Origin of the sequence: Emticicia sp. (genome assembly GCF_049241225.1) — a bacterium.
GTDB lineage: Bacteria > Bacteroidota > Bacteroidia > Cytophagales > Spirosomataceae > Emticicia.
In genome coordinates, this window is sequence record NZ_JBMLRC010000041.1 from 23445 (window position 1) to 37091 (window position 13647).

11 protein-coding genes are annotated in these 13647 nt (G+C 33.8%); 6 read left to right on the forward strand and 5 right to left on the reverse strand.

What is annotated here, in order from left to right:
- Positions 1–1128 precede the first annotated feature (1128 nt).
- On the forward strand, positions 1129–2268 hold the full coding sequence (locus ACOVO2_RS02620; RefSeq protein WP_421768480.1) for a replication initiation protein: 1140 nt from the start codon (positions 1129–1131) through the stop codon (positions 2266–2268).
- A gap of 33 nt (positions 2269–2301) precedes the next feature.
- Here ACOVO2_RS02620 and ACOVO2_RS02625 read toward each other — a convergent pair whose 3' ends face one another.
- From ACOVO2_RS02625 to ACOVO2_RS02635, 3 genes are read right to left on the reverse strand one after another with little or no spacing between them, the layout of a single operon-like run.
- Complete coding sequence (locus ACOVO2_RS02625) at positions 2302–4473, reverse strand: toprim domain-containing protein (protein ID WP_421768481.1); 2172 nt, start codon at positions 4471–4473, stop codon at positions 2302–2304.
- 19 nt (positions 4474–4492) lie between these two features.
- The gene (locus ACOVO2_RS02630) at positions 4493–4705 is read right to left on the reverse strand and encodes a hypothetical protein (RefSeq protein ID WP_421768482.1); all 213 of its coding nucleotides are present in this window, start codon (positions 4703–4705) and stop codon (positions 4493–4495) included.
- Entirely contained in the window at positions 4705–5367 is a 663-nt protein-coding gene (locus ACOVO2_RS02635; protein WP_421768483.1) for a hypothetical protein, read from the reverse strand. The genes ACOVO2_RS02630 and ACOVO2_RS02635 overlap by 1 nt, the downstream gene beginning before the upstream one ends.
- Before the next feature lie 56 nt (positions 5368–5423).
- On the opposite strand from ACOVO2_RS02635, the gene ACOVO2_RS02640 reads away from it, so the two are divergent.
- Positions 5424–5996: a M23 family metallopeptidase gene (locus tag ACOVO2_RS02640; protein ID WP_421768484.1), complete on the forward strand. Its 573-nt coding sequence runs from the start codon at positions 5424–5426 to the stop codon at positions 5994–5996.
- Here ACOVO2_RS02640 and ACOVO2_RS02645 read toward each other — a convergent pair.
- Complete coding sequence (locus ACOVO2_RS02645) at positions 5986–6372, reverse strand: hypothetical protein (RefSeq protein WP_421768485.1); 387 nt, start codon at positions 6370–6372, stop codon at positions 5986–5988. The two genes, ACOVO2_RS02640 and ACOVO2_RS02645, sit on opposite strands and share 11 nt — an antisense overlap.
- 13 nt (positions 6373–6385) lie before the next feature.
- Positions 6386–8473: a YWFCY domain-containing protein gene (locus ACOVO2_RS02650; protein ID WP_421768486.1), complete on the reverse strand. Its 2088-nt coding sequence runs from the start codon at positions 8471–8473 to the stop codon at positions 6386–6388.
- Positions 8474–8551: 78 nt separating this feature from the next.
- Between ACOVO2_RS02650 and ACOVO2_RS02655 the strand changes: the two genes are divergently transcribed.
- From ACOVO2_RS02655 to ACOVO2_RS02670, 4 genes are read left to right on the forward strand one after another with little or no spacing between them, the layout of a single operon-like run.
- Entirely contained in the window at positions 8552–10594 is a 2043-nt protein-coding gene (locus ACOVO2_RS02655) for a hypothetical protein (RefSeq protein ID WP_421768487.1), read from the forward strand.
- Between the two features lie 20 nt (positions 10595–10614).
- Entirely contained in the window at positions 10615–11676 is a 1062-nt protein-coding gene (locus tag ACOVO2_RS02660; protein ID WP_421768488.1) for a hypothetical protein, read from the forward strand.
- Position 11677: 1 nt separating this feature from the next.
- Complete coding sequence (locus ACOVO2_RS02665) at positions 11678–12505, forward strand: T9SS C-terminal target domain-containing protein (protein WP_421768489.1); 828 nt, start codon at positions 11678–11680, stop codon at positions 12503–12505.
- Complete coding sequence (locus tag ACOVO2_RS02670) at positions 12502–13647, forward strand: PorV/PorQ family protein (RefSeq protein ID WP_421768490.1); 1146 nt, start codon at positions 12502–12504, stop codon at positions 13645–13647. Before ACOVO2_RS02665 ends, ACOVO2_RS02670 begins: the two co-directional genes overlap by 4 nt.

The window sequence follows — 13647 nt, forward strand, 5'->3', positions numbered from 1 at the left end:
GAAATCTTTTAATACTAATGGATTTAGGATTGAATCTAAGTGAGTCCGTTCGCCATGATAAATACTTACTCTACCACACTTTGTTCCAAACATGAATGAAAGCTCAGTATGTATATTTATAACACTGTGTAGTGGGATTTCTCGAATATAAGGTTTCGCTAATCCTTCGATAATAATAATTCGGTTATTGGTTACTAATATTCTGAGTGAAAAAAAATGCCAAATTTTCGACACCAGCTTTGTTATTTTGAATAAGCCAAATGGTGACAAAGATGGCAGAAAATAGGACCAGTGCAGTTTAGCATCATAAATGATAGACTCATAGTTTAGTACTTTTTGGACTAAATTTTTACGATTTTTTAATTTTATCCCTAAATAACCACTCCAGCTTACTATAAAAGGTAACGCAATTAAGAAAAATAGGAAGATAAGGTTACAGACTTGGCTAAAAAGGTCGAAGAGAAAGGATAAAATAAGCATAAATCAATATTTTTACAAAGTTAAAGATGTTTTTTGAAAGGTTACTATAAAGGGTTATATATTATTTATTTATATTAAAATAAGTTATTTATATTATTGATTTATATTTATAAATGTTTTTTCTTAGATAGGTAACAATTTGTAAGAAATTTAATGGTAAATAGCAAATGCACCATTTATATCAATTCAGAAAAGATACTTATTCAAGCCAAAGCTACAGAATATTGACAAAATTTGCTGCCCGCTGCCCCCAACCCTAATTTATTTTATCTTTTCTTGATTTTTTTCCTTTTTTTGTTCAATTGAAAAGTTTATTAACATATTAACACTAATAGATTATTATATCAAAATTGTTTCTAAATTGTAATATCAGATTTTAAAGATTTATAGATACTTTGTAGATAATTGTCCAGACCCGCAATTGATTGATAGACAATTAGTTAAGTGGTAATAAGGTAACAAATGGTAAGGAAAATATGGCAATAAGGTAACAGATTGTAAGGATAAGGTAACAGATTGTAAGAATAAAGTAACAGATTGTAAAATAAAGAGTAACAGATTGTAAGGAATAAGGTAACAGATTGTAAGAAAATCAAGGAGCTATAAACCTTACAATTTGTTACCTTATTAATAAAAAATACTATATTTGTGGATAACTCAGTTGAAAACGACTTAGAAAACATGAAAATAAAACAAGAGCCAACTTTTGAATCTCCGCAAGAAGTTGTACTTGTCGATAAGGGACTTTCGAGTAAAGAGACAGATGTTGCAAGGGTTGTTAATCATATAGACCAAATTAGAAAGTATTTTGACTTGCATCAGGAGAAGATACATTTGCTGTTTGTCGCACAGCTAAAATCGCTGCAAGGGGAAAATTATGATTCTGCCAATCTAAACCCCGATAACCTTTATAAATTAAGTTTCCATTTGGGTGATAATCTCCAGGTCGATAGAGAACGTATTAGAAAAGCTTTAGATGACATTACGAAAGTTCGTTATCAAATAGAAGGCGTAAATCGTTTTGGGTACATTGTACCGTTCCCATACGCCATGTTTGAAAACAATACCATCACCCTAAAAATTCAGGGCTTGGTATTGAAGCAATATTTAGATATTTCAAAAGGATACACTAATATTTTGATAGGGGAGGCCTTAAAGTTAGAAAGTGAGTATTCTATCAAACTTTTTACAAACCTTAATGCTTGGTTGAATTTAGGAGAAAAAGTGTATGACATTTCATATTTAAGGCAGCTATTGGGCATGAATGAGCCTTTATTTGAAAATTATAAATTTGTGAATTTGTATCTAAAAAGGTGCAAAAAAGAAATTGAGAAGAAAACAAGCCTAAGGTTTGATTGGGAAGTAAGCCATTATACCCGAGGAAAAAGAAAACCAATTGCCGAGAAAGTCAAGTTTTCGATTACGACCGAAAATAGATTGAAACGACAATTAGAAATAAATTTTGAGCAGGAGGCAAAACAAACAATCAGGGATGAAAAGAAATTGCATACTGAAGATACGATAAACTACTATTTTAATGCCGAGTCGGTTGAGGAAAAGTGGCGTTTGTTAAATAACGCTATCTCTAATTATGGATTTAAGCAAGATGAAAAAGAGTATATTTTAACAAATGCCCTCAATCAAGATTTCATTTATAAATTCATGGAAGTTCATATTTATTTGCAATATGAAGGGATGCTCGCCTTGAAAGAACAGCGTAAGCCAGCAATTGCTAATTTTACAGCTTATTTCCGTAAATCCATGAAAAATAGTGGTTTTTGGTTGTAGACAAGTCAGTTTACTGCTGACTTGTCTATAAATTTAAAGTTTCATCTTTTGAGTTTGTTCAACCGAGGGCTTAGTTTCAGACTTTAAATTTTGGAAAGAATGTTTCTTTTTGCTTTGTAAATCTTCATTCCAGTCTTTACCAATCGGCTTTTTTACTGAAAAATACTGTTTACCTTCACCAGCTATTTCCGAACGAATTTTCAATAAAATATCTAAGGCTTTTGATAAATGGCGACGGCTATTGGGCATCGCAATTTTGAAAGATTCATTTTCTTGACTGGAAACTCGTTCAATCACTTTTACAACGTCCTTGTCCAAAAATGCACCTACGTTTTTGATAATTTTATCGACCAAAGATTCTATTTTTTCAGTGGTAGATTTCTTGGTTTTCGGAAACTCAACCTTCAAATGTGATTCAGTTTTTTTGAAAGCATTGCTTTCTTCTTCATTTTGATTATTATTAACATAATCAATTCTGAACTTTATGTCATTTTCTGTTTGTAACAATGGATGCTGTAAACCTCCAGCCACAGTTGCGTTGAAACGTAAACCAGGATTCTCATTGTCCATTGCCAAAATGACTTCCGATTCATGTCTTTGAAGCACTTTATTGATAAATTCAATCTGTTTCGGAGATGGATGGCCACCCGTCGAAATATAAAGATTATATTCATCAGGCATTGGCATTAGTTGAGCAAAAGATAGAGCATCAATTGGGCTTTCGGTAATAATTATTCGTCGAGCTTTAGCTTTAGAAAAATCACCATCATTATCTACAATAACCCTCACAATTGAGTTTGATTCTCGGTTATGTTTTTGACGTAAGTTTTCTGGTAAATAATGAGCGTTGAATGAAAATTGAAATTTTGTTTCACTATCTTTTTCTACTCGATGGATTGCACCTAAAGTGCCTTCTGAAATTGTTATTGCTTCACCGTTTAGCGTGGTTTTGATATTTTTATCAGCCTTTAAAAGTTCGTTTGACATCCAAATACCATCGAATTTTGGACCAGCCAAGTATATCTTTCCAGAGTGCTTATCAGAATTTGAGATAAATCGAACAATAAAACTTGTCAAGCCAAATTCATTTCGCATTGGAAAAGCCGTATTATAAAAAATCATGCCCTGCGTTTCTTTCGACTCATACGGTATATTATTGATTTGACCTAAAAACTCAGGGGCATATATAACATTTTCGGTTAAACCACGCTCTTTTAGATAGCTTGGACGTGTATAAGCCAAAATTTGATTTTCTTCTCTGATGGCTTTTTCACGAAGTTTGGTTTGTTGTTCTAAATTGAGTGGAAAAAGTTTTTCCATCTCTGTATTTGGGTAGTTACCCTTGGCATATTCTTGATTGACATTTGCTAAGTTAGGATTTACTAATATTTCATCAATCGTTGCAAAAACATCAGGCCAATGTCGATTATACTCATTCAAGAGTAAATCAAGTACTGTTCCTTTGTTTTCTGTGTTATTTACATCAAAATACCCTTTTGTGGCATTATTCATAAAAACAACTATCTTGCTATCATTCGATTTTCTAGTCCAAAGGTGTTGTGCTTTTCCCCATTTTTTTGTTCGTGGTTCGTAACCTATTTTTTCTAAAACGGCCTCTAAATCAACATTTGCTAAGATGTAATTAAAGTCTTTTTTAGGAAAAACCTTTTTTGATGAACTTTTTACATTTAAGATTTTGCCATGTTCTCGCTCAAGATTAATAATAAACTTACCTTTATGTCTATTTTGTGATGCTTTGAGTGATTTATAAGTGTCTTCAACACTCAAAATTTTGGTATTTACTATACCCGCTTTACGTAATTGAGCATTTGATAATGCTTTGTCAAAATCATCTTTTTGGAAATCAGGTATTGTCAAAAAAACTTTAACTAAGCGATTTTTCGTGAAACCGATGTTTATGAAAGGGGTATTTGGGTCATTGAAGTTCTGAAAATCATCAACATTTTTTTTGAGAGCTACTCGATTGCTACTACCCAAGCCAAGGCTTATGGCTTTCTTTATGGCTTCAAAGTTTTCGGGCGTTGATTTTACCCAAACCGAAATATCGGAATAAGGTAGGGTAGGAGAATATGAATTAGCCGCATAACTGTCAAAGCCAATGTATTTAACCTTCATTTTATTGAAAGCTCCCAGAATATGTTGTTGTTCAGTCGTCGAAAAATCCGATACTATTTTATTGTCCATTATACAATTATTTTTGGAGTTAGCCAATTACCTCGGGGTCGTTCAAATCAATGTTAAATGTGCCGTTTACCTCATCCTTATCTCCATAAAAAAATTCGGTAATCTCTTCGATTATTAAATTTCGCTCTTCTATAGGTCTGGCGAACCATTTATTGGGCTCTATTAGCATCTCAGCAGGTACAATAGTATCACCTTCAAAAGATAGGTCGAGTTGTAGAAGCTCATCTTTCATTATAATTTGGTTTTAGTATTTGTAATTTCGCTAAAAATTGAAGTCTGAGGAGTGTTAGAAGTTGGTTGTTTTAATATCTTTTGTGAAGGTTTATAATGGATGGTCGTATTTGTGTTTGGGATGGTGAAATTAAACGAATTCCCACGTTTTATCAAGGAAACTATTGTTTTACGGTCGTTTGTTGAGATATTCTTGGTTATTTCCTTAGGTATTATCAATCTTGGTTGTTGAAAGCGAATCAATAGTTTAGGTTCTTCGGTCTTATAATCTACCCTTAATGTAAGGGTATTGTATGAACTATTCTCTTTTTGGGAATCATGCTTTAAACGCAAAATGAAGTTAATTTTTTCGCCAGAAAATAATCCTTTCAGCTCATTGTCTGAAAGTGATATACCTGCAGTGTGAAGTTGAGTTCGCAATATCTGCTCTGTGTTTGACACAGGTTTAGAATCTCCAGAATGCAAGTATTTACTTTCAAAAAACTTGGCCAATGAATCAATATTTTTTAACGTAAAATCCGAAAATTCATTATTTGGACTATTGAAACGATTGAGCAAAATTTTTCTTTTGAGTTCGTCGCCCGTGGTATTTGGCTTGATATTGCTGAAAATCTGTTGACCAAATTGGTCGAAGAATGCTTGTAGATTATTAGAAGATGTCATTAAATAAACTCGATTTTTTAATTTTGCACGAAATAAATATAAACAAAAAATATTTTATGCAAAAATATTGCTATTATTTCATATTTTTAGTGTTTTCAAACACAATATTTGCCCAAAACAAGTATGATAGCTTGAGAAGTTTGATAAAGAATAACTCAGAGTTAATAGTTTTTGAAAAGATTGCTTACTTTAGAAACAATGTATTTTTTGAAATACCTTGTATTTTACCTCTTAAAATAACGGAGAGTAATGGTATTACATCATTTTATGGTGAAAGGATTCATCCTGTAAATGGGGCTTTAGATTTTCATCATGCAATTGATATTGCAGCAAAAGAGTTTGATGAAGTGTTTTCGACGGCAAATGGTATGATTATTGAGTCGAATTATAACAAATACTTAGGCGAATATATCGTAATTGAACACCCAAATGGTTATCAAACAATTTATGGGCATCTATCTGTTCGATACGTTGATGTTGGGGAAATAATTTATTTAGGAGAGAAGGTTGGTGCGGTCGGAAAATCGGGTAGAGCAACTGGTTTCCATTTGCATTATGGAATAAAAAAAAATGGGCAATATATTAATCCATTGCCCTATCTTTTTCTTTTTCAAAAATCTATTCACTAAAATCAGGTATAAAAATATCTTCCTGTTTTGTTTCTTGATTTGAAGCGATGAGCTCAGCTTTACCTTTTAAAGCTTTAAAAACCTCAGGGGTAAAGATTTCACTTACAGGTACATTATGTTCAAAACAAACATCTAAAATTTGAACTAATGTTGCTAATGTACCTCCGCCATTGGCAAGGTGGCGATAGATTAAATACTTTATCCCAAGAAATTCGGCACGTTTTTTTTCAAAAACTGCGATTTGCCTTGGGCTGATTGGGTTACACTTTTCAGCATTTTCGACAATTTTTGTGTCGATTTCCTTATGTATCAGTGATACAAATGCTTTGTAAAACAACTCTTCTTTTTCGGAAACATCCTTTTTCTTTCTGGGCATCTATTTTTAACTTTTAGGGATTTTTAGGCTTAATTAGATGAGGAAGCGTTTCTTTGATTCGAATCATTTCTTCTTGGGTAAGCAAATCAATGTCTTTAATAATTCTATTGTAATTTTCTTGAATTACATATTTTTTGATTGCTTCTTTGGTGTGATTTTTAGCAAAGTCTTCGCTTACAAATGTAGTAAAATCTTTGATAATTGGCAATTCTTGCAACGGATATTGAGGGGTATCAACATTGATTTTTGCATAAAAAGTTTTGTTTTCAATCGGTTGGTCAAAGTTATCTGCCATTTGCCCTACGAATGTTCCTTGACTTAGGTTTGTTATTTTGGCTGCATATACAGTATCTGAAACTTGAATCGAAAACTGCATTGACGAATCGTTTCGACTTTCGGTTAAAGATTCTTTTACCTGTTTGGTTTTCAGAAATAGTTTTGATAATTTTTCCGCCGTTTCGCCAGTTACCTGTCCAGAAAAGATATTTCCGACATTGTTGATAATAACCGTTGCTTCTTTGTCGCCATAGTCACGTTTGAGTTGAGAAAAATCTTGAATACCCATCCAAGTAGCAATTTTATTCGAGCGTGCGGTTGCTATCAATTTATCTAATCCGCCTAAATAAATCGTTGGCAGTTCATCTAAAAATAGGGCCAATTTCTTTTTCCCTTTTTTGTTAATGGTTTTTATCATTCGAGATGTATAAAGACCTAAGGCTGCTCCGTAAATTTTATCTCGCTCAGGGTTATTGCCCACACATAAAATCTTAGGTGCGTCATTATTATTCAAATCTAAATCAAAATCATTCCCCGACATCACCCAATATAGCGTGGGTGTTGAAAGACGAGCCAGTGCATTTAACGTGGTTGAAACCTGTCCATCTAATTGTTCATAAGTCCCTTTTGAGAAAGCCTCAAAAAAGGATTTGGCATAATTTCTTGTTTCTGGATAACTAACCAAAATTGGTAATATCTCTTCATATTTTCGATTCGCAAATTCTATCACATGGGGAAGCGTACAAACATTCATCAGAGGGTCTGGTTTTTCGCAGGGATTTGACTGTAACTTATATACGTATGTTTGGTGTTTTCTATCAGCAATCATTTTTAATGTCCAAATCACCGCTGTTACAAAGTTTATCGCACTATCTACCCAAAAATCACCTTCTTTAGAAATCCAAGTTCGATTTAGATTGCACATTAATGTACGAGCAGATTCATATGCATCCATTTGTTCAAAAAGTAAGTGTGGAGCTATTGGATTACAGCGATGTGAACGTTCGGGGTCATCAAAGTTAATCACTAAAAACTGGGGTTTTGTAGCTCCATAGCTTTCCAAGTTGTTTAGTATTGAACTATATGTTTCTATAGTTAGGTCAGGGAATTTAAAATCATATACAAAAAGAGCATAACCTTTTGATATAGACTGGCGTATTGCTGGCAGTAAAACACTGTAAGATTTCCCCGAACCAGGTGTTCCGATTACCATAACTGCTCTTTGTGGGTTCACTATCGAAATTTCGCCTTTGCGAACTTTTTTATCATAATTGTATGAAGTTTCAAAGTTCACCGAAAATTCATTTTCCAGTCGAACCTCGTTTTGAGGAAAAGTTTCACTCTCTTGATTAAAAATATCCTCCTTTACATTGAAATTTAATAAACGACTTAGGTTTTGTCCGCCTTTAATCATCATAAAATAGCCCCAAACAGAGCCTAAGATATATAAAAACTCAGTGAAATATTTTGCATAGAAAGAGATGTATAAAAGTAGATTGCTGCCGAAGAATAGAATTGTACCGAGAAGAAGCTGATTAATGGATTTATTCTTATCAATGTCTTTGGAAATTACACCTCGCCCTCCCGCAACATAAAAGAATAATAGGAAAAAACTTATTATTTTTCCAATGAGATGATGTTTGAAAAATGGAGTTACATTATCAATTTTTTTACTCAATTTTAAAATAAATTGAGTAATGAGAGGAATATGCTCAAAAAAAGCGAAGCAATAAATGTAAATATTGAAGAATAGGGCTGTAATTGAGGCATAAAGTATAATTTCAAGAGTCTTTTGTAAGCCATCTCTTTCTGTTTGGGTGTACATAAAATCAAATTTTATTTGTAAAAAATATTATAATATAATACTTTTGTAAAAATATATAGAATTTGATTATATCCAACTATGAGATTTTGCTTTCCTATCTTACTTTTTGTTTTAACATTTACTGCTTATGCTCAAAACCTCCCCCCAAAAATCTTTGTAGAAGGAACTGGCTTAAATACTCCTTCAGGAATTAGTGGAACCATCACGATTCGAGTTTTTTCATTAAGTACTGGATTTGATAAATCTGTAATCGTTGATGCCTCTTCGCCATCTTCTTCCCCAGTAAGTCTTTTACCAACTACGGGAGGCAATTACAAAATCACAATTACAAATAATACAAATAAACAGATAGGCTATGTTTTAGGACAAATTGGTGGAGAATGTACTGGAAAACCGAAAGGTGTAGCATTGGGCAATGGTACAGAAATCAACTATCGAAATGGTTTTGATTTACCGATTGACGCTGGTCAAATAGCCGAAATTTATACTGACTTAACAATTCAAGTACGCCCAAATTACCAACAAACTTGCACTGTCGATAATGAAATCTATGAATTAGGTGGTATTTATCTAAGTTTGTTCAGGGCTGATGTTAACCGCCTAAGGATTAGTGAAGACTTTTTGAATACGCAAAGAGAATTTTATATCTATAACATTCCAAGTGGTTGTAATAATTTCAGAAATTCAAGTGCTACAGGAAAAACCAAAATTTTTATCAATGGGGCAGAGTATATACAAAAGGTTGAAAATGTTTTATTTGATGCTTACGGTTTAAGAGTATATCGGTTTCCAGAAGGGTATTTTAATGTTGGAGATATTATTTGGGCAGAAGATGAGTGTGGTAGTTTGCGTTCAAATTCAACAATAGTTGAAGAGGACTATGCTTATTTGAGTATTCCATCAAACAATAGTTTTGCAGGAAATGGAATTGCCGAAGATGATACCCTTTCTCCGGCATCAAGGCTTGAGACACCGCTGAGGATTAAGCAATGCATTCCAATTTCAACTATTGGCTCGCACAATCTATCAAAATTGGTTGCTGCACTGCCAAATAATTTTCCTAATAATCAATCATATAATGCTGGAAAATTCTATGTCAATGGGCAGGTAATAAAACCTGAAGATTTTATTACAAGAGCTAACACCTATCGTCGTGAAGTAGGTAAAATAAATGCCGATGGTTCTGTCTCTCATTTTGGAGGGACAGATTACTTTATTCTAACTTCTCGCAAATACTTTGTTGTATCTCCGAGCAATCCAATTGTATTTGAATATCAGCATAACGGTTTTGATTTGGTCAAATGGGATTTTGCACATTACATCATCTTAGGTGAAAGATTTGGATTTCGTTTTATTCATAATAATGATGTGGTACTTCGATACATTAATGGTGCAGGTGATATTGAAGAAGAAACCCTTTTCGGAGATTTTTCAAATGCACTTTACAAAATTACTTTCGATGGTACTTTTATTCGACTCTACATCAATAATTCACTTAAAAGAGAATTTAGGCAGAAAGTTTCATTTTCATCTACGGGTGGTATTCTTTCCAATACCAATTATTTAGATTTACACGAAAAAGTTAATTTTATGCCAATCGATACTGGCTACCACCAAATCCGAGCTAAAATCAATAATATTCAAGTTGTTTCACAAAAGATATACATCGAACCAAATAAACCCGTTATTTTTCCAAACCAAGATTCAATTTCAATCTATAAAGGTCAAAGTATAGCATTGGGAATCCAAGAATCTTCTTGCCAAGGAACACCTCTTTGGAATACAGGTTCAAATCAACATACAATTAAAGTAAGTCCAATTGTTGATACTGAATATTCAGTTACTTGCCAATTATCAAATAATTGTACAGGAACATCAGATAAAATTAAAGTAATTGTACTTCCGCCTGTTCCAAGCGTTTTTGCATCTAAGTCAGAAATTTGTTTAGGTGAAAGCATCTCTTTAACTGCCAGTGGTTGCACTGGAAATCTATTATGGTCAAATGGAATGACTTCAACTATTATTTCAGTTACGCCTACACTTTCAACCAATTACTCCGTCAGTTGTAATGTCAACGGTCGGACTTCGCCGAGTAAAATTATTTCAATAAAAATTCAATAAACCAAACCCCAGATTCATTTATGCAGAAGTCAATACTGGCTTTGATGGCCATTTTTTGTGCATTGTCATTTAAAAATAGAGTATTTGCACAGTCAGCAAACCCTTCGGATACACTCAAAGTTATTATTCGTTTGCTTCCTTCTAAACCAAGTTTGAGTAAAAATAGAGATTCCATCTATGTTGGACAAGCAGTAACATTAACAGCCGCCAATTGTAATGGCACAATCGTTTGGTCTAATGGTACAACTGGAAATAGTCTGACGGTTTCACCCAATCAAACACAATTTTATGCTGCGTTTTGTACATCCACTTTTGGATGTGTTGGTTTAAAGGATTCGATTAAGGTTAATGTGCAAAATGTACCTATTCCGACAGCATCTCCTCAAACTATTTGTGATGGAGAATCAACGACTCTAACCGCTTATGGATGTTCGGGTGGTACTATCAAATGGAATACTGGGCAAACAGGAGCAGTTACTGTTGTCAATCCAACTTATTCGGCAGGTAGCGTTACACCATCACCAATTTATTCAGAAACTACCTATTCATACACCTGTACTTATCCCAACAACGGGCAATCGCAATCGGCATCCGTTGTCGTTAAAGTCAATTTTCGTCCACAAGTTCCAGTTATTTCAGCCAATCCGACAACTATATTCACCAATGGTTCAAGTACAATGTTAGTTTCAAATTGTAGTGGTACAGTGCAATGGCAAAAAGAAATGGCGAATACTTGGACGGATGATGGAACAGGAGCATCTAAAACGGTTACTTTAAGCAAAACAAGCAATTACAGAGCAAGATGCACATCCGCTCAAAATTGTTCGTCAGCTTACAGCGGTGCGTTTATTATTACAGTTTCATCGCCAGTACCTAATGTAACAGCTTCTGCATCAGATGTTTGTCAAGGGACAAGTGTAACTCTTACAGCATCGGGTTGTAGTGGTACTTACAAGTGGGGGGCAGGGCAAACAACTCCCAGCATTACAGTAAACACGCAAACAGGAGGTATATATGAAGTTACTTGCCAAGATACTGCTGGTATTTCGGCTGCTAAGAGAATTAAGTTTACTCTTCAATAATATGAATAAAGGGAAACAATTATTGATTTTGCTTGGACTTTGGTTTTCAGCCTTTACAGGTGTTTGCCAAATTGATACAACCAGCCTAAAAGTCCAAATTTGGAAGAAACTCCCTGCTCCTAAAATAATACCTGTGATTTCTTCAAAAGGAGAATTGTTGAAACTGACAGCATCAGGTTGCACTTCGGGAGAAATTCAATGGTTTGATGCTAAAAGTAAGTTTCTTTCAACAGGGGAATCAATAACTAAAAATATAGTTGGTAGGGTAGGGGTAATATGTCAGAGCAAAGAAAGATGTCCATCCGATACAGCCTATTTTGAGATTGATTATACTTTTCAAGGAAAAGTTGTCAATACTGACGAAAGTAAAAAGGTATGTGTTGGTACAGATATTTCTCACTTAGTAGAAGGGTGTACGGGGGAAGTCTATTGGGAAGATGGCTTTATGCCGAGCAATAAGCGAATGGTTAAGGTTGCTCAAGTAGATACCATAAAGTACCGATTCCGTTGTTTACAATCGGACGGTATTTCCAAGTTTACCAGTATTGTAATACCAGTTTTAAAGTCAACATTGGATGACTTGGTACTTTATCCTAATCCTACCTTCCATTGGTTGAAACTCAAATCGAGTGGGTGTTTAACAGGGGTAAAATGTCAAATTTACAGTATTATCGGTCAAAAATTGTATGAAGGTTGGGCAGAAAGTAATGATGATTTTTTACAAATCAATGTGTCAAACTTACCCAGTGAGGAATATATTATTGAATTAAGCTTACCCGAAACAGGCGAACGCGTTATTAAAAGATTTATCAAATTAAATAAACCATGAGACTTAGGCATTTATTCAACCTCCTATTTTTATACTTTCCCCTTTTTACGTTCAGTCAAGTAAATTCAAAACGAATTCCATTAGGCACATTTAATTTTCTATTGTATCCTACTGATGCACATTCGTTAAGTGTAGGAATGGGTGGCTTTGCTTCTAATCCGAACGAGAGTAATTGGACAAATAATCAATCAAAGTTGTCTTTTTTAGACGCAAAAAGTGGTGTTAATATTTCGTATAATCCTGTGGCACGAGGACATGTTTCTGATATGAGTTTATCTCGATTAAATGCCTATTCCAAATTAAAAACAGTAGGTGTCATTAATTTGGGGCTGCAATATTTTAATAGCGGCACAATTGATTTACGAGATGACAACAGTAATTCAAATGGAATATTCCATTCATATACACTTGCGATTCAAACGGGATATTCTATGAAGTTTAGCAAAAAATTGAGTGGAGGTTTGATATTTCGGTATGTTAATGCTCATTTATTGCCTCGTCAAATATTCGGTCAGTATGCTGTTCGACCAGCTTCCACACTCAATAGTGATTTGAGTGTATTCTACCAAGGAGATAGGACCAAGCAACACTATTTCAATGGGGCAATTTTAATTGAAAATATCGGGCCTAAAGTAAGTTTTGGAGATTATAAAAAGAATAATTTTCAGTCAACTGTTTTTAAGATAGGAGGTACGTATAATCAAAAAATCCAATCAAATGATTTATTGAGTTTTAATATTGATTTTCATAAGTTGTTAGTGCCAACGCCACCATTGCTCAATACCGAAGGTAACATTCTAAAAGGTTTGAACCCTTACGAAACGAGTAGTTTATCTGCTATTTTTTCCAGTTGGGCCGATGCACCCGATGGTGTGAAAGAAGAAATTAATGAAATAATGTTTTCAATTGGTGCAACATTTAATCATGCTGATAAACTTGTAGGAAGAATAGGCTATTTTAATGACCCTAAACTAAAAGGAGATAGAAAACTTTTGACTTTGGGTGGCGGATTACAACATATTCAATTCAAAGGAGATAAATATCAAATGAATGTTGACATTGCGGCCACCGTCGGACTTGGAGGTTTTACTGCTCTTAATCGTACTTATATGCTCACATTGAACCTTTCAAAAACAAATTAA